We start from the raw sequence: 17,573 nt of genomic DNA on the forward strand, positions 1-17,573 counted from the left end.
ATTGTTTAAATAAAAAATAACTCTATGAGGTTATGGGCATGAGCCAGAAAACCCGCCTTACCCAATCTGCCCTTGCAGTGGCTGTAGCAATGGTTTCAACCCAGGCCTGGTCAGCAGGCTTCCAGCTAAACGAATTCTCTTCATCGGGCCTTGGTCGCGCCTATTCAGGTGAAGGCGCTATTGCTGATGATGCGGGCAACGCCAGCCGTAACCCGGCGTTAATCATGATGTTCGACCGCCCAACCTTCTCGGGCGGCGCCATTTTCGTCGATCCTGATGTCAACGTCACCGGCAGTTCAGTTATCGGTAATGACGCCAGCCAGGACAATATCGCGCCAACCGCATGGGTGCCGAATCTGCACTTCGTGGCGCCGATTAACGACCAGTTCGGTTGGGGAGCTTCCCTTACGTCGAACTATGGTTTAGCCACCGAGTTCAACAACGATTTTGCCGCAGGCTCGATGGGCGGTACGACCGATCTCGAAACGCTCAACCTGAACCTGAGCGGCGCATATCGCCTCAACGACCACTGGAGTTTTGGTTTGGGTTTTGACGCCGTCTACGCGCGGGCGAAATTAGAGCGCTATGCGGGCGATTTACCGGAAATCATCGGCGCTCAGCTACCGGGAATGGTGAAAGCAGGCAAACTCTCCCCGGCTCAGGCGGCGGCAATTGGTCAACAGGCCGGCGGTATCAGCCGCGACACCCAAATTGCTCGCCTGAAGGGTGATGAATGGGGCTTTGGCTGGAATGCCGGTATTTTATATGAAGTCGATAAAAACAACCGCTACGGTTTGACCTATCGCTCTGAAATTAAAGTTGATTTTGATGGGGATTATAAGAGCAGCCTGCCGTCTTCCCTCAACCCCATCAACTCTGCTCTGGGCCTGGGCCTGCCGTACGGCACCGGCGGCTCCACGATTGGCGGTTCTCTAACGTTGAATCTGCCAGAAATGTGGGAAATTTCAGGGTATAACCGCGTGGCGCCAAAATGGGCCGTTCACTACAGCCTGGCATACACCAGCTGGAGCCAGTTCCAGGAGCTGAAAGCAACCAAAACCAGCGGTGGCGAAACGCTGTTCTATAAAGACGAAGGTTTTAAAGATTCCTATCGTATCGCGCTGGGTACCACCTATTATTATGACGATAACTGGACCTTCCGTACCGGTATCGCCTTTGATGATAGCCCGGTCCCGGCTTCCAATCGCTCTATCTCTATTCCGGACCAGGATCGCCTGTGGCTCAGCGCCGGTACGACTTACGCCTTTAATAAAGATGCCTCAGTCGACGTCGGTGTGTCTTATATGCACGGTCAGCACGTTGAATTTACAGAAGGGCCGTATACCTTTAAATCAGAAGGTAAAGCCTGGCTGTACGGCGCGAACTTCAACTACCGTTTCTGATCCTCAGCAGCAACAAAAAAGGGTGAACATCATGTTCACCCTTTTTACTTTCAACCCGTCGGTTACTGTGAATCGATATCTTTAAGATCGCCTTCAATCGCCTGCGCGTTGGGGTTCTCATTCGGAGAAAGTTTACCGCCGTTGGCGATAAAGTCGTGACGCTGGAAGTAGGCTTCACGCATTAAGATATACGGATCGGAGGACTGACGAAGCAAGCCGTCTGAATCCAGCAGCTGCGCGCGTGTTTCAACGCCCTCAACCATCCATTTACCAATAGACATCGGCCATGTCAGCCAGGAAAGAACCGGATACAAGTCATCAGCCATATCCCCCCCTTCATCACGCAGGGTGAAGCTGCCGTAGAAAGGCAGTTGCACATATGGACCATAGCCGACGCCATAGTGACCCAGCGTGCTACCGAAGCGTGCAGGCTCAACGCGCTGCAGTTTCGGATTCGCCATCCCGGCCACATCAACCAGGCCCCCCATCCCAAGGATGGTGTTCAAGAAGAAACGCGTAAAGTGCACCATTCCTTTATAGGGATCGCCTTTCAGGAAGGAGTTCACCATTACCGCTGGCTCTTCAAGGTTGCTGGTAAAATTACTCAGACCATTACGCGCAGGCTGCGGAACATAATCACGCCACGCCACCGCGACCGGGCGAAGAACATAGGGATCGACAACATTAAAGTTGAAGTTGAACATGGTACGGTTAAAGCCTTCAAGCGGATCTGAACGCCCCTGTGGTTGATCGCCAGAATTAGAACTGGCGCACCCCACCAGCAATGTGGCGCCAAGCGCAAGCGCCGACAGGCGAAAATTCATAGGTGTCTCCCTGTTAAATTTAGCTATCGCTGGGGGTTATCGGGGGACAGCTGCCTCCATTAAGATATCGCCCGTAAGCATGTGCCTGCTTTCAGCATAGCCTTTTTTAGCATCATTGTTGATGTCCCGATTCTATACACATTTTGCAATTTCCGTATTGCTAATCTTGTCATTGCGAAGAATTTAGGAGCTTATCCGACCCAAACAGCCGAAACCGCTCTACGATTATAATAAAGACCCGTCGTTGAGGAAAAGTGATGAAGCCGCAAACTCACCATGATAGTGAAGATGTTGAGGTAGAAAGTGATGAAAAACAGAATGGTGAAGAAATTGAGGTTGATGAAGAACGGCTGCCTTCACAAGCAATGGCCACCCATGAAGTGATTCGTCAGGAGGGTGAGAAAGAGCTTGAGCGCGATGCTATGGCGCTACTCTGGTCAGCGATTGCCGCCGGGCTTTCAATGGGGGCTTCGCTGGTCGCCAAAGGTATCTTCCATGTTCATCTTAGCGAACTTCCCGGCGGTTTTTTGCTGGAAAATCTCGGCTACACCTTTGGTTTTGTAATCGTCATCCTCGCTCGCCAACAGCTGTTTACCGAGAACACCGTCACCGCCGTCCTGCCGATTATGCACAAACCCACGCTCGGCAATATTGGCCTGCTGCTGCGTCTATGGGGAGTCGTGCTGGCCGGTAACCTGATAGGGACTGCGATCGCAGCATGGGCGTTTGATGTGATGCCTGTTTTTGATGAGCCCACTCGCGAGGCTTTTCTCAAAATTAGCCTGAAGGTGATGCAAAATCCCCCGCTGGAGATGTTTGCCAATGCGATTATTTCCGGCTGGCTGGTCGCAACAATGGTGTGGATGTTCCCTGCCGCAGGTTCCGCAAAGATTGTCGTCATCATTCTGATGACCTGGCTTATCGCCCTGGCGAACACCACGCATATTGTGGTTGGCAGCGTCGAGATTTTCTACCTGGTATTTAACGGAACGCTGCCGTGGCAGGAATTTATCTGGCCTTTTGCTCTGCCAACACTTGCCGGCAACATATGCGGCGGGACCTTTATTTTCGCTTTATTAAGCCATGCGCAGATCCGCAATGACATGAGTCACGAGAAGAAGGCTCGTGCAGCCGAAGAGGCAAAAAAGCGCTAAGTGGCTATAGATTAAGCAGTTGGCCCGCGCAAGCTTAACGTGCGCCGAAAATAACGCTATAATCCCGGCGCTTTGTCCCCTTAGTTAAATGGATATAACGAGCCCCTCCTAAGGGCTAGTTGCAGGTTCGATTCCTGCAGGGGACACTTTTGAGTCGTTCGGCTCAGTTCGCAAAATCCCTTGAGTATCACTACCGCAGAAAAAACGTTAAGATCGAATCATCTGAATCACAGAGGTTTATCAATCCCGGCATAGATCTCATCAAGTTGCTGTAATCGGCCTTCATATAATTTTGTCAAACAGCTGATATCGCTACCACACTTCTGCCGGCTATGGAGCCATGCTTTTTGTGCATCCATCATCCTACCGCGCGTCCCCATTGGAAAAAGCCCCCGCAGGAACTGATACTTCGTTGCCATCGCAACATCCATATCGTTCAGGCTCCGGTCAGCACAGATAGCCTTCTCATCCGCCTGCATCGCTTTCTGACAATCAAAACTGGCTGAGTACCCCGCTAACGGATACAGCACAGCAATAGCCATCAGCACTTCTCTTATCTTCATATACGCTCCATTTCCGCACTCCCGCCATTTGTACACCCCGTTTATGACGAGTGCCCTTGCTATAAGCCCAACGTATGCTTTTGACACACTGACGCTCTGAACTATCCGTGCTGTCAGTGAATAAACTTAATCTATCTTACGGCTCCGATCGGATAAGTCGCCCTCCTTTTTATCCCGATGATGAAGCGGCCTACAGCATGACTGAATTAGCAGTCTGGATGACATCAACACTGCTTACCGGGGAGGGGGAATATTTTGTTACCGTAACCTTCTTCAGAATCATCCCGCGCAACAGGTCCCATCTTTAAATTTTATTCCATTAAAATCAAAAAGATAAATAAAACCCTATCATTCACAGTAGTTATCATTGTTTATTGTTTCCTGCCGTTACGATTCGCAAAACAATCCCAGTAGATAAATCTTTAGCGTCACGTATTCTTCGCGCTGCCGGATGCGCTGAACCGCGATTGTTTCAGCATCAGCGCTGCTTAAAAGCAGCGCGTCCGGCGGTTTATGGCGGATGAGAAGTTACCCTCTCAGCGATCCGCGACTTCACGGGGCAGGATGTCTGCAACATGAATAGGGTTCTATGCAGGACTTGCGGACAGCCTTTTGCCCTCCCTGATTTGATTATTTGGATAGATATGATGAAAAAAATCGCAATGGCGCTGGGCATCTGTGCACTTATGGCTTGTGGCGCTGCGAGCGCGGCAAACGGTCAGGTCGTTTCAAAGGCTAAATCAGCCTGCCAGGACAACCCAACGCAGTGCGCCCAGGCAAAGTCAACGGCAAAAGCCGATGCGCAGAAAGAAGCAAAAGCAGCCAAAGACGCTTGTGCAAAAAACCAGGCTGCCTGCGATAACGCAAAAAGTGCTGCCAAAAGTGCAGTGAAAAAATAAAAACAGTACGGTGGGTATACCCACCGTATTTTCATTGGTATGATCACCGGCAATACCGCAATTTAATTCCTGCAGAAGACATTCAGCCTGCTTTGATAGCAGGATCTTTAACCTACGAGCCTGAGCTAAAACAGATGATTACGTGATACCAGCCATCACATCGGCTAACAGAAACGTTTAATAAGATGTTCCGCATTCAAGATAGCTCGTTTAGTAATTAAGCATCAGTCGCATGTATTATCAAAAACCTCACATAACAACCATGAATTTAATTCACAAACAAAATAATAAAGAACAATTAATTCCCTATAGTAATAGCAAGCAATTATAATTTTTTTACTAGCGATACGTTTAATTATTACAGGGAAGCTGATAAGATGCGTGAAAGATAGTACCCTGACCAGATTCAACATTGATACTCAGACGCAATAATTGATATACGCTATCGGTTCTGATAAATATTCAGTGTGAATAGAAATCATCGCAACGCCGATAGAGGTCAACTTTAGATATCCCAACCAACCTATTTTTCATAAGATAATAGCGATCATGGAAAGAAAAGAAAGAAACATATGGAAACTAAACAATCTTCCTCCTCTGGAATATTGTTCAATCTCTCGCGCTAAAAAATTGTTGAATTGTGAAATAGAAGATTTGCTTCATTGGCATGATATTGGTGCTATAACCCTTTGCACAAAATTGGGTAGAACCAACGGTACACTAAAGGGCGCGTTCCAGCATGACCAGGGCGGCAACAATCTCTATTTTCTCAATGCACCAAATATTGATGAATTGAGCATTAGCGAAAGATCCTGGTCACGCCATTCAAAAATAAACAAAATTTTCAAGTTCAATGACAGTGAACCAAAACAGGAAGCGCAATATGGCATGCCTGTTACCCAGCTGAAGCTCCGGGTTTCCGTCTCTGGCTTATGGTACTGCGACACCAGAAATTTAACCGAGGTACTGGAAACGGCCGATGGCACCATTACTGAGCAGAGGATTAGCATTATATCCCCTGCAACAAATGTCCTCTTTTGCCACTTCATACCTGATAAGGATGAGAGGCCAACCATCACGCTCAATAAGCTGTATATCACGTGTCAGGCGATTGAGAAAATTTACGAACATACCATCAGCAGCCGCCCTCTCGAACTTGCTGAAAAAACCTTAAACGTGCCTGACGATCAAGATATGGCCCCCTCCTCAAGTATCATGCAAAATAAATTACTCATCGAATTTATCAATCATATAATTCAATCCAATCCACATTTTGGCGATAACATTCTTAACGCCACGGAAAACAGGAAAAATAAAATTTTTAATATTGCCATGGATAAACTCAGGTCTGAAGGTGTGGTTTCAAGCTACGGCAGCATTAATCTTCCGGCATCAGAATACACGTTCAAATGACAAGTATTTAATATAATGATTTCAGGATGAAACATTTTAGCGCCATGGGGACGGTGGCGCATAATTTATTCTCAATATGTTAAACGCACTTCAATATGAATTCATATGTGAATTCACCTCATAATAACACTATCCTATATGAAGGTGCTTCATGTTTATGAATTACTTTCTAAACAGCACATCAACGTAACGTTAAATATCTCTTATTCGAGTTCTGAAAGCCCAGCGCTCAGTTCTGTTGCAGCCTGATGCGCCATTAGCCTAAATTGGCGGGCTGCGGCGCTTTGCCAGGCCCCCTTGCGCTGTAGCAAACACGCGGTTCTTTCCAGCAACGATGGGGCGAGTTCAATCGCGGTTAAATCATCGCGCCCCAGAACAATGGCAGCCGGAAGTAGGGTTGCCAGCGACGTGCGTTCAACAACGGCCAGCACTGCGCTAATCGAGTTTGCCTCCATCTGTACTTTCGGTTGAATCTCACGCTGGCGGCAGTAGCGATCGATTTGTTCACGGGTGGCGAAAGCGCTACTCAGTAGAATCAGCGACTCATCATTGAGCGCGGTCAGCTCTATGCAGCGAGCCGCCGCCAGGGGATGATAGCGTCCTACCACCAGCGCCAGGGTTTCCGAGAACAACGGCTGAGATACAATATCCCGCGAATTGCTGCCTTCAAAAGCAATACCGACATCCAGTTCGTCATTTAGCAGAAGGGTCTCCATCCGATCCTGCGCTAACTCTTGTATATCCAGCGTAATATTCGGGTAACGCTGATAAAAGGCAGCCGCTAGCGGCCCCATAAAATACGTGGTAAAGGTCGGCATCATCGCGACACGTAGCGTGCCACGCTGCAGATCTTCAACGTCATTTAGCGCACGCTGCCCTTCAGCCAACCCCTGTAAAACCCGACGCGCGTAAATTAACCACACCTTACCTGAATCCGTCAGGCGGGTATTGCGCCCGCTGCGATCAAAAAGCTGTACGCCCAGAGTTTCTTCCAGTTGTCGAATCTGTTGCGACAAAGCCGGTTGCGAAACGTGCAACATGGCTGCCGCTCGCGTAAAACCGCCTTGTTCAGCGACGGCAATGAAGTAATTGAGGTGGCGCAGCAACATGAATTCATCCATAAGCAATTCAAATGAACTCAATCATAATTAAGTCTTTTAACTTATGAAATAAGTTACGTACTCTGTTCGCGCTTCTTGACCAAACGCCACAGGAGATTGGCATGAGTTGCCTCCATTCTTACCACAGCACGAAACTCACTGCGGCGGCTCAGCGATGCATCTGACGCAGCGCAATAGCGCCATGCTGCTGGTGCTGGTGCTTATTGGTATAAATATGCGTCCGCTGCTGACCTCTGTTGGCCCTCTCCTACCGCAGCTCCTACAGGTGAGCGGAATGAGCTTCACGCTCGCTTCCCTGCTCACCGCGCTGCCGGTAATGGCCATGGGTCTGCTGGCGCTCGCCGGCGGCTGGATTAATGCTCAATTTAGCGAGCGGCAAAGTATCGCTCTCGGCCTGTTAACGATAATCGCCGGGGCTTTGCTTCGTGAGCTGGCGCCGCAGAGCATGCTACTCATCAGCAGCGCGCTCCTTGGCGGCATCGGCATTGGTGTGATTCAGGCGCTCATTCCCGCGGTGATAAAGCGTCTTTTTCATCGTCGGACGCCGCAGGTGATGGGACTCTGGTCAGCGGCGCTGATGGGTGGCGGCGGCCTGGGGGCCGCATTCACACCGTGGTTGGCGCAGCATAGCGCTATCTGGTATCACGCGCTTGCGTGGTGGGCCTTACCCGCCGCCGCCGCGCTCCTCTGCTGGTGGCCGCTAAGCCGTACATTACCCGCTCAGCCGCCATCAGGGCTCCCGGAGACTCTTTTTCGCCATCGTCGGGCATGGGCGCTCAGCCTCTATTTTGGTTTGATTAACGGCGGTTATGCCAGCCTGATAGCCTGGCTGCCCCCATACTATATGCAGTCGGGATACAGCGCGCAGTTCAGCGGCACCCTGCTGGCGTTGATGACCGTCGGCCAGACTGGTGGAGCGCTTCTGCTGCCCATTCTGGCCAGACAGGAAGATCGACGTAAGCTGCTGATGGCGGCGTTGTCATTACAGCTCATCGGCTTCTGCGGCTTTATCTGGCTACCGCAGCAGATACCCTTTGTCTGGGCTATCAGCTGCGGTATTGGCTTAGGCGGCGCGTTTCCGCTGTGCCTGGTACTGGCGCTCGATCACGCCAGTCACCCTGCCATTGCTGGCCGACTGGTGGCTTTTATGCAAGGAGTGGGCTTTATTGTTGCAGGACTTTCTCCGTGGTTATCAGGGCTGTTGCGAAGTTTAAGCGGCAACTACCAGCTCGACTGGATGCTGCACGCCGTTTGTATCTTAGCCTTGATGGTCATCACGCTGCGTTTTGCCCCCTCGCGCTATCCGCAAGAGTGGCAGCGTTCGCATTCAGCCATTCGCTAAACCCGTTTTTCACCGCGCGGGGCGTTTGTCCCGCCCCGCTTTCCAGAAGAAAAAAGCCCAAAATCAAACGACTATATCGGTAGACAAAATTATCGCTGACGACCGTCGCCGGAAAAAATTTAATACCGAATGAAATTAATGTGTCGCCGAATCACGACACTCGTAAGTAACTAAAAATTAATAAAAAAATGGATCTTGTTTCCCTCATTTTTTAGGCGTACATTAGCGCCATCTGGAGCCGTTTGAGCTCAGAATTTACAGCTATCGCCATCGGAAAAAGAGAATTTTTGTGAGCGATAGTTGAACAGACAATGAAGAGCAAATTCATTTAAGGCGTCTCGCCGAGATCGCGGAGTGATGAGTCGTGAAATATTTTTTAATGGGCATTTCTTTTATGGTCATCGTTTGGGCCGGTACTTTCGCCCTGATGATCTAGCTGTAACGGTGTTAAAAAAGGAGCCTCTCGGCTCCTTTTTTTATTCGTTGCTTTCGCTGGTTAACTTCGTCGAGGCGGGCAGCAGCCCGTCTGCACGAAACATGGATTTAATGCCGCGCACCGCCTGGCGGATACGATCGCGGTTTTCAATTAAAGCGAAGCGTACGTGCGTATCGCCGTAGTCCCCGAAGCCAATGCCCGGCGAAACGCAGACTTTAGCATCCTGCAGCAGCTTTTTAGCGAACTCCAGTGAGCCCATCGCCGCATACTGTTCCGGGATCTTCGCCCATACATACATTGACGCCTTCGGACATTCCACCATCCATCCGGCCTCATGCAGTCCTTTCACCAGCACATCGCGACGGCGCTTATACTGCTCGGCAATGTCACGAACGCACTGCTGATCGCCTTCAAGCGCCGCAATAGCCGCAACCTGTAGAGGGGTGAAGGTGCCGTAGTCGTGGTAGCTTTTAATACGCGCCAGCGCATTAACCAACGTTTTGTTGCCAACCATAAAGCCGATACGCCAGCCCGCCATATTGTAGCTTTTCGATAGCGTAAAGAATTCGACGGCAACATCGCGCGCGCCGGGAACCTGCATAATAGAGGGCGCTTTCCAGCCATCATAAACAATATCGGCGTAGGCCAAATCGTGCACAACCAGTACGTCATAACGCTTCGCCAACGCCACGACTTTCTCAAAGAACTCCAGTTCGACGCACTGCGCGGTCGGGTTGGAAGGGAAACCGAGGATCATCATTTTCGGCTTCGGGTAACTCTCGCGAATGGCGCGCTCGAGCTCATTGAAAAAATCCACGCCTTCAACGAGAGGTACTGAACGCACCTGGGCTCCGGCGATTACCGCCCCATAAATGTGAATAGGATAGCTGGGATTCGGCACCAGTACGGTATCGCCATGGTCAAGCGTCGCCAGCATCAGATGCGCCAGTCCCTCTTTTGAACCAATGGTTACTATCGCTTCTGATTCCGGATCGATCTCAACGTTATAGCGCTCTTGATACCAACGAGAAATCGCCCGGCGCAGACGCGGAATACCGCGAGAGGTGGAATAGCCGTGCGTATCGGGACGCTGGGCAACGGTGCATAGCTTCTCAACGATATGCGGCGGGGTCGCGCCATCGGGGTTACCCATGCTGAAATCAATAATATCTTCGCCGCGGCGTCGCGCAGCCATTTTCAGCTCAGCAGTGATATTAAAAACGTACGGGGGGAGACGATCGATACGCGTAAAACGGCGTTCAGGACTGAATTCAGCCATAGATTCCTCGGATTAACGTTAGCGCCCGGACCGTCCGAGCGACGCTGCTGCATGTGCAGCACGTTTAGAAAATAACCCGAAAAAATTCCCGCTGTCGAGGGGAAAGGCAAAAAAAATTTCTGGCGGTAAAAACGGGCATCAGTTCAGCAAAATAGGGCAGCAACGTTCTTCCCCCATCTCGCCTGGCTCATTAAAATTAACATATTGATATCTATAATTTAACCTGAATCGTTTTTCATCAGTAGACGCTATTGAATCTCAGGTCTTTATCATTAATCCCCTTTTATTTGTAAGACTTTTCCCTATTCATGCCTTCAGCTGGCCTTCTGCCGCGAGGTTTTCTATCATGTTGCTTTCTCGCGATTAACACGGCGCACACATGCACGAAATATTTACTATGCTGCTGGCGGTTTTTGACCGTGCGGCATTAATGCTGATTTGCCTCTTTTTCCTCATTCGTCTGCGCCTGTTTCGTGAACTTCTACATAAATCCGCGCATACGCCAAAAGAGCTGCTGGCCGTTACCGCGATCTTCTCCCTCTTTGCCCTGTTCAGTACCTGGTCAGGCGTACCGGTCGAAGGATCGTTGGTCAACGTGCGTATTATCGCGGTCATGTCCGGCGGGATCCTGTTCGGCCCCTGGGTTGGGGCGATTGTCGGCGCGATCGCCGGGGTACATCGCTACCTGATCGATATTGATGGCGTCACCGCCGTCCCCTGTTTTATTACCAGCATCGTCGCCGGTCTGCTCTCCGGTTTTATCAGTCGTAAAGTGCCTAAAGCGCAGCGCTGGAAAGCAGGGATCCTCGCCGGCATGCTATGCGAAACGTTAACCATGATCCTCGTGGTCGTATGGGCGCCTTCGTTGGCGCTGGGGATCGATATCGTGTCAAAAATCGGTATTCCGATGATCCTCGGCAGCGTATGTATCGGCTTTATCGTTTTACTGGTGCAGAGTGTTGAGGGCGAAAAGGAAGCCAGCGCCGCCCGCCAGGCAAAACTGGCGCTCGACATCGCCAACAAAACGCTACCGCTGTTTCGCCACGTCAACAGCGAGTCCCTGCGTCAGGTCTGCGATATTATCCGCCGCGACATTAATGCCGATGCCGTCGCCATTACCAATACCCAGCACGTCATGGCCTACGTCGGGGTTGGTGAAATCAACTACCGCAACAACGACGACTTTATTAGCCCAACGACGCAACAGGCGATCCGCTATGGAAAAATCATTATTAAAAACAATGATGAAGCTCACCGGACGCCGGAAATACACTCCATGCTGGTCATTCCGCTATGGGAAAAAGGCGTCGTCACCGGTACGCTAAAAATCTATTACTGCCACGCGCACCGCATCACCTCTTCATTGCAGGAAATGGCGATTGGCCTGTCGCAAATCATCTCCACACAGCTGGAGGTCTCCCGCGCTGAACAGCTGCGTGAAATGGCCAATAAAGCTGAACTGCGCGCGCTGCAGAGTAAAATTAATCCCCATTTCTTATTTAATGCCCTGAACGCCATTTCGTCGTCGATTCGCATGAATCCAGACACCGCGCGCCAGTTAATTTTTAATTTGTCGCGCTATTTACGCTACAACATTGAATTAAAAGATGATGAACAAATAGATATCAAAAGGGAGCTGTATCAAATCAAGGATTATATCGCGATTGAACAGGCCCGCTTCGGCGACAAGCTGACGGTGATTTATGATATTGATGATGAAGTCAGCTTTATGATCCCCAGTCTGCTTATTCAGCCGCTGGTGGAGAATGCCATCGTCCACGGAATTCAGCCCTGCAAAGGGAAAGGCGTGGTGACCATCGGCATTAATGAGTGCGGGAATCGAGTACGGATTAGCGTTCGCGATACGGGGAACGGTATCGACCCGGCGGTGGTAGCGAGGGTAGAGGCTGACGAAATGCCGGGAAATAAAATCGGTTTACTCAACGTTCATCATCGGGTCAAGCTACTGTACGGAGAAGGCCTGCATATCCGACGCCTGACGCCGGGGACCGAAATCGCTTTCTATGTGCCAACCCACTACGCGCCCCAGGTGGCTACGGAGTCGCTGCTGTCATGAGCGGAGATAAAATGAAAGTCATCATTGTGGAAGATGAGTTCCTCGCGCAGCAAGAGCTCACCTGGTTGATTAATACCCATAGTGAAATGGAGATTGTCGGGACCTTTGACGACGGACTCGATGTGCTGAAGTTTTTACAGCACAACAAAGTCGACGCTATTTTTCTCGATATCAACATCCCGTCGCTGGATGGCGTACTGCTGGCGCAAAACATCAGCCAGTTCGCGCACAAGCCCTTTATCGTTTTTATTACCGCGTGGAAGGAGCATGCGGTGGAAGCCTTTGAGCTGGAGGCGTTCGATTACATCCTTAAACCCTACCAGGAATCACGCATTATCAACATGCTGCAAAAGCTGAACAGCGCCTGGCTGCAACAGCAGCAGTCTAGCATCGCTACCGGGGCAGCGCCCAATCCAACCCGGGAAAACGACACGATTAATCTGATTAAAGATGAGCGCATTATTGTCACCAGCATCCACGATATTTACTACGCGGAAGCGCATGAAAAGATGACATTTGTTTATACACGGAAGGAGTCGTTCGTGATGCCAATGAATATCACGGAGTTCTGCAACAAGCTGCCGCCAGCGCACTTTTTCCGCTGCCACCGCTCGTACTGCGTCAACCTGAACAAAATTCGCGAAATCGAACCCTGGTTCAACAACACCTATATTCTGCGGCTACGCGATCTTGAGTTTCAGGTTCCGGTGAGCCGCAGCAAGGTGAAAGAGTTTCGCCAACTCATGCATCTGTAGAGGATTTACCCGAATAATGATTTTATTCGGGTAAGAGAGACAGAGCTTACAGAACCTGTCCGAGCGTCTGACGCAGGTGCGCGCCGGAGCCCAGCAGTCCCGGATTGTCGTGAACGATCAGATACACCGGAATATCCTGGACGAAGGCTTTAAACCGGCCTTTATCTTCAAAACCGCCGCGAAAGCCGGAAGCTTTAAAGAATTCGAGGAAGCGCGGAACAATGCCGCCAGCAATATACACGCCGCCAAAGGTGCCGAGCGTTAGCGCCAGGTTACCGCCAAATCGCCCCATAATGACGCAAAACAGCGACAGGGCGCGACGGCAATCGATGCAGGTATCAGCCAACGCGCGTTCGGTGACATCCTTAGGCTGCAGGTTTTCCGGCAGACGCCCATCAGACTTAACGATCGCACGATAAAGATTGACTAACCCAGGTCCAGATAATACGCGTTCGGCAGAGACGTGCCCCAGCTCGGTACGCAGTTCTTCCAGAATAATGCCTTCTTCTTCGCTATTGGGCGCAAAATCCACATGGCCGCCCTCGCCCGGCAGACTCACCCAGCGTTTATCAACGTGTACCAGATGAGCGACGCCCAGCCCGGTACCAGCACCATAAACGGCAATCGGCTTGCCTTCCACCGGCTTCGCGCCGCCAAACTGAATCAGATGTTCAGCTTTCAGCATGGGGATTGCCATCGATACCGCAGTAAAATCGTTAATGATTTCCAGATGTGAGAACCCCAGGTTCTTCTTCATCTCAGCGATAGAAAATGCCCAAGTGTGGTTGGTCATCGCCACCCAGTCGCCGGTAATCGGACAGGCGATGGCAATACAGCCATCTTCTACCGTGACGTTATGCTCTTCCAGATAGACCTGAACAACGGCTTCAAGACTGGGATAATCGAGCCCGGAATAGGTCTTGGCTCGGGATATTTCTCCGCTTGCAAGATCGCATAACGCCAGACGGGCATTCGTTCCGCCAACGTCCCCTACTAAAGCAAATTTTGTCATTCCGTTACGGCTCCGCTAAAGTCAAAATGATTCTTTGGCACACTCTAAATTCATGACGACCTAACAACAACGACCAACGTATAAGCGCCCTTTGTTTAGCGACCTACATCACAGTTAGGCTGTAATTTATGAAAATATTGTGCGGCACGATCGCCAGGCTACCTCGTTACTTTATCGTTTCAGCACCATTTGCGCCAACGCCCTAAACGCGTCCGGGCAAAGTAGTGCTTCGAAATTTTCAGAAGGATATTTTCATGCTGCACCCGCGCGCCAGAACGATGCTGTTGTTATCGATACCCGCAATCGTGATCGGTATTGCTGCCAGCCTGGTATTAATTGTGGCGATGAAAACGGCAGCCATGTTGCAGAATATTCTCTGGAGTAGCCTACCCGGAGCCCTGGGCATGAACGCCAGCGGCCCTGTCTGGACGATTGCTATCCTCACCTGCACCGGCATTGCCGTGGGTCTGGTCGTACGTTTTAGCCCTGGGCACGCCGGCCCCGATCCGGCCACCGAGTCGCTTATTGGCGCCCCGGTGAGCCCCAGCGCGCTGCCCGGCCTGCTCGCGGCGCTGATAATCGGCCTGGCAGGCGGCGTTAGCCTGGGGCCGGAACATCCTATTATGGTGATGAATATCGCTCTGACGGTGGCGCTTGGCTCGCGCCTTTTCCCCCGAGTCAGCGCGCTCGACTGGACGATACTTGCCTCTTCCGGCACCATCGGAGCGCTATTCGGTACGCCTGTTGCTGCGGCGCTGATCTTTTCGCAAACGCTGAACAGCAGTAACGATGTCCCGCTTTGGGACCGGCTCTTCGCACCAATGCTTGCCGCGGCAGCGGGCTCTTTGACCACTGGGCTTTTTTTCCACCCCAATTTTTCGCTACCTATCGCGCACTACAATCAGTGGCGGCTTGTCGATATCTTTAGCGGGGCTATCGTTACGCTTATTGCTATTGCGGTCGGCATGGTTGGCGTTTGGTGCCTGCCGCGTTTACACGCGCTGATGCAACGACTGAAAAATCCGATCTTAACCCTCGGTATCGGCGGATTTTTATTGGGGATCCTGGGCGTCATCGGCGGGCATATCACCCTTTTCAAAGGCCTTGAAGAAATGCAGCAATTAGCCTTTAGCCAGACGTTGACCGCCAGCGATTTCATGCTTATTGCTCTGGTGAAGCTGGCGGCGCTGGTGCTGGCCGCCGCCTGCGGTTTTCGCGGCGGGCGGATTTTCCCGGCAGTGTTCGTCGGCGTCGCGCTCGGACTGATGCTTCATGCGCACGTGGATGCCGTCCCGGCAGCGATCACCGTTTCCTGTGCGATCCTCGGACTGACGCTGGTGGTGACGCGCGATGGCTGGTTGAGCCTGTTTATGGCAGCGGTCGTGGTGCCAGATTCCACGTTACTTCCGCTGCTGTGCATCGTTATGCTTCCCGCCTGGCTATTACTTGCCGGGAAACCGCTGATGATCGCCAAACGCCCCAACGATTAAACGCGGCTGTTTCTCTCCTCCAGTGCCTGAGTGACCGTACGCAGAAAATCGGGGATATCCATTTTTGGCAGCATCACCTCCACCAGCGTCAGCCTGTCTGAGGCGACGCTGCTATTCATCGCTTCCTGCAGCTCCTGCGTGCGCGTCACTCGCCAGCAGCGGGAAGGGACGTCGGGAGCGAAAGCGTCAGGCAGACGATTCCAGTCCCAGAGCGCAATATCGTTGTAGCGTTGTTCGGGGCCGTGAATGGCGCGCTCGACCGTATAGCCTTCGTTGTTGAGCAACAAAATCAGCGGACGCTGCTTATCTCTGAGCATCGATCCCAGTTCCTGAATAGTTAACTGCGCTGCACCATCGCCCACAATCAGCACCACCCTTCTCTCCGCTGCCGCGATTTGCGCCCCGTAGGCCGCTGGAAGGGTAAAGCCTATCGATCCCCATAACGGCTGGACGATCAGCGTCGCGTCGACCGGAAGCTTAAGCGCAGCGGCGCCAAAAGCGGCGGTACCTTGATCGGCAAGGATAATGTCTCCAGGGCGAAGCTGTTTCTGCACCGTATTCCAGAAATTTTTCTGCGTCAGGTTCCCCTCTGGCGCGCCGCTCACGCCGGGCGCCTGAAAATTCGGCGAAACCCATTCTGCCGCCAGGCTGGCAGAGAGCTCGATTAAAATGGCGAGCGCCTTTTCCATGGGCACCCGGCTGAACCAGCGATCGCCAACCCGGACGGCAAAGGGCTGTATTTCTATCGTTTTTTCCAGCGGAAGGTGCTGGGTGAAGCCGGCAGTAATGGTGTCGGTAAAACGCGTGCCGATGCAGATAATGGTATCCGCGTTTTCGATAGCATCGCGAGTTTCCTCCGCGCTGGCTATCCCGCTGTAAGTCCCGACAAAACCGCTCTGCTGTTCATCAAAAAGGCCTTTGCCCATGAGCATCGTGGCGTAAGCAACGGGGACCCTCGCCACCCACTCTCGAAGCGCGTTTTGTAGCCCATAGCGCTGGGCGAGAAAATCGGCCAGCAACGATACGCGACGGCTGCTTCTTAGCATCCGTTTGGCGTGCTCGCGGAAACCCGCCAGCTGGTTCTCATCGGCGGGCAGCCCCTGAATACGCAAACGATGAGCAGGCGGGGTGGTCTTTGCCTTCGCCACATCGGCCGGCAGCATCAGATAACCGGGGCGATGGTGGGTTAGCATTTCGCTCAGAGCCCGGTCTATTTCATGGCAGGCATTTCCCGCCGCCAGCACCGCTTGTGAGCAGGTAATTTGTTCACTCATACGCGAAAAGTGGCTGAAATCGCCATCGCCAAGCGTATGGTGCAGCAGCTCGCCGCGCTGCTGTGCGCCGGTACAGGGAGCGCCAACGATATGCAGGACCGGTACATGTTCGGCGTAGCTCCCGGCGATGCCGTTCAGCGCGCTCAGCTCGCCGACGCCATAAGTAGTCAACAGCGCGCCTGCGCCCTTGATACGCGCATAGCCATCAGCGGCATAAGCCGCATTTAGCTCGTTTGCACAACCTACCCACCCTAGATTCCGATGCGCAATAACGCTGTCGAGGAACTGTAAATTGTAATCACCAGGTACGCCAAACAAGCGGTCTATACCGCAGTCTACGAGACGATCCAGCAGATAATCGCCAATGGTGTAAGTCGGTTGCATATCCTTACTCTCCTCTCATACAGATAAGTTGAGTATTGAATAAGCAGTTGCGCTGTCCACATTGCACCCAACAAATGCGGTGGCAAGTAAAATTTACGCGTTCAGGGAGTATACTCGGTGCCAAACATTCTTTAGTGTAAACGTATA

15 protein-coding genes and 1 tRNA gene are annotated in these 17,573 nt (G+C 51.7%); 10 read left to right on the forward strand and 6 right to left on the reverse strand.

What is annotated here, in order from left to right; translation table 11 throughout:
- Positions 1 to 38 precede the first annotated feature (38 nt).
- Positions 39 to 1,403 carry a long-chain fatty acid transporter FadL gene (gene fadL / locus KCG39_RS10890; RefSeq protein ID WP_075208544.1) on the forward strand — a complete coding sequence of 455 codons (1,365 nt, stop codon included), beginning with the start codon at positions 39 to 41 and terminating at the stop codon, positions 1,401 to 1,403.
- 62 nt (positions 1,404 to 1,465) lie between these two features.
- Here the strand turns inward: fadL and mlaA are convergent, their stop codons facing one another.
- A complete protein-coding gene (mlaA, locus tag KCG39_RS10895; RefSeq protein WP_004123272.1) occupies positions 1,466 to 2,227 on the reverse strand; it encodes a phospholipid-binding lipoprotein MlaA in 762 nt (253 codons plus the stop codon).
- Between the two features lie 257 nt (positions 2,228 to 2,484).
- Here mlaA and KCG39_RS10900 point away from each other — a divergent pair, with 257 nt between their 5' ends.
- Positions 2,485 to 3,381: a formate/nitrite transporter family protein gene (locus KCG39_RS10900; RefSeq protein ID WP_142468016.1), complete on the forward strand. Its 897-nt coding sequence runs from the start codon at positions 2,485 to 2,487 to the stop codon at positions 3,379 to 3,381.
- Positions 3,382 to 3,455: 74 nt separating this feature from the next.
- Positions 3,456 to 3,527 (forward strand) — tRNA-Arg (locus KCG39_RS10905).
- A gap of 81 nt (positions 3,528 to 3,608) precedes the next feature.
- Here KCG39_RS10905 and KCG39_RS10910 read toward each other — a convergent pair.
- Positions 3,609 to 3,944: a lysozyme inhibitor LprI family protein gene (locus KCG39_RS10910; protein WP_049114645.1), complete on the reverse strand. Its 336-nt coding sequence runs from the start codon at positions 3,942 to 3,944 to the stop codon at positions 3,609 to 3,611.
- A 644-nt stretch (positions 3,945 to 4,588) separates the two neighbouring features.
- Here KCG39_RS10910 and KCG39_RS10915 point away from each other — a divergent pair.
- The gene (locus KCG39_RS10915) at positions 4,589 to 4,843 is read left to right on the forward strand and encodes a hypothetical protein (RefSeq protein ID WP_032742184.1); all 255 of its coding nucleotides are present in this window, start codon (positions 4,589 to 4,591) and stop codon (positions 4,841 to 4,843) included.
- A gap of 549 nt (positions 4,844 to 5,392) precedes the next feature.
- Positions 5,393 to 6,256 (forward strand): hypothetical protein, encoded by an 864-nt coding sequence (locus tag KCG39_RS10920; protein ID WP_004123282.1) that lies wholly within the window; start codon positions 5,393 to 5,395, stop codon positions 6,254 to 6,256.
- A gap of 203 nt (positions 6,257 to 6,459) precedes the next feature.
- Here the strand turns inward: KCG39_RS10920 and cynR are convergent, their stop codons facing one another.
- Positions 6,460 to 7,365 (reverse strand): transcriptional regulator CynR, encoded by a 906-nt coding sequence (cynR, locus tag KCG39_RS10925; RefSeq protein WP_049114644.1) that lies wholly within the window; start codon positions 7,363 to 7,365, stop codon positions 6,460 to 6,462.
- A gap of 166 nt (positions 7,366 to 7,531) precedes the next feature.
- On the opposite strand from cynR, the gene KCG39_RS10930 reads away from it, so the two are divergent.
- Both KCG39_RS10930 and ypdK read left to right on the forward strand, forming a co-directional pair.
- Positions 7,532 to 8,719 (forward strand): cyanate transporter, encoded by a 1,188-nt coding sequence (locus tag KCG39_RS10930; protein ID WP_123828998.1) that lies wholly within the window; start codon positions 7,532 to 7,534, stop codon positions 8,717 to 8,719.
- A 364-nt stretch (positions 8,720 to 9,083) separates the two neighbouring features.
- The gene (ypdK, locus tag KCG39_RS10935; protein WP_077777854.1) at positions 9,084 to 9,155 is read left to right on the forward strand and encodes a membrane protein YpdK; all 72 of its coding nucleotides are present in this window, start codon (positions 9,084 to 9,086) and stop codon (positions 9,153 to 9,155) included.
- 40 nt (positions 9,156 to 9,195) lie between these two features.
- Here ypdK and alaC read toward each other — a convergent pair whose 3' ends face one another.
- Positions 9,196 to 10,434: an alanine transaminase gene (gene alaC / locus KCG39_RS10940; RefSeq protein ID WP_004123291.1), complete on the reverse strand. Its 1,239-nt coding sequence runs from the start codon at positions 10,432 to 10,434 to the stop codon at positions 9,196 to 9,198.
- Between the two features lie 379 nt (positions 10,435 to 10,813).
- Between alaC and KCG39_RS10945 the strand changes: the two genes are divergently transcribed.
- Together KCG39_RS10945 and KCG39_RS10950 are read left to right on the forward strand one after the other, a co-directional pair.
- Complete coding sequence (locus KCG39_RS10945) at positions 10,814 to 12,511, forward strand: sensor histidine kinase (RefSeq protein ID WP_004123293.1); 1,698 nt, start codon at positions 10,814 to 10,816, stop codon at positions 12,509 to 12,511.
- Positions 12,512 to 12,522: 11 nt separating this feature from the next.
- Positions 12,523 to 13,266 (forward strand): LytR/AlgR family response regulator transcription factor, encoded by a 744-nt coding sequence (locus KCG39_RS10950; RefSeq protein ID WP_004123296.1) that lies wholly within the window; start codon positions 12,523 to 12,525, stop codon positions 13,264 to 13,266.
- 46 nt (positions 13,267 to 13,312) lie between these two features.
- Here KCG39_RS10950 and glk read toward each other — a convergent pair whose 3' ends face one another.
- Entirely contained in the window at positions 13,313 to 14,278 is a 966-nt protein-coding gene (glk, locus tag KCG39_RS10955) for a glucokinase (RefSeq protein WP_142468017.1), read from the reverse strand.
- A gap of 254 nt (positions 14,279 to 14,532) precedes the next feature.
- Here glk and KCG39_RS10960 point away from each other — a divergent pair, with 254 nt between their 5' ends.
- Entirely contained in the window at positions 14,533 to 15,768 is a 1,236-nt protein-coding gene (locus KCG39_RS10960) for an ion channel protein (protein WP_049114642.1), read from the forward strand.
- Here the strand turns inward: KCG39_RS10960 and KCG39_RS10965 are convergent.
- Positions 15,765 to 17,426 (reverse strand): alpha-keto acid decarboxylase family protein, encoded by a 1,662-nt coding sequence (locus KCG39_RS10965; RefSeq protein ID WP_142468018.1) that lies wholly within the window; start codon positions 17,424 to 17,426, stop codon positions 15,765 to 15,767. The two genes, KCG39_RS10960 and KCG39_RS10965, sit on opposite strands and share 4 nt — an antisense overlap.
- Positions 17,427 to 17,573: the final 147 nt, after the last annotated feature.

The organism is Klebsiella pasteurii (assembly GCF_018139045.1).
GTDB lineage: Bacteria > Pseudomonadota > Gammaproteobacteria > Enterobacterales > Enterobacteriaceae > Klebsiella > Klebsiella grimontii.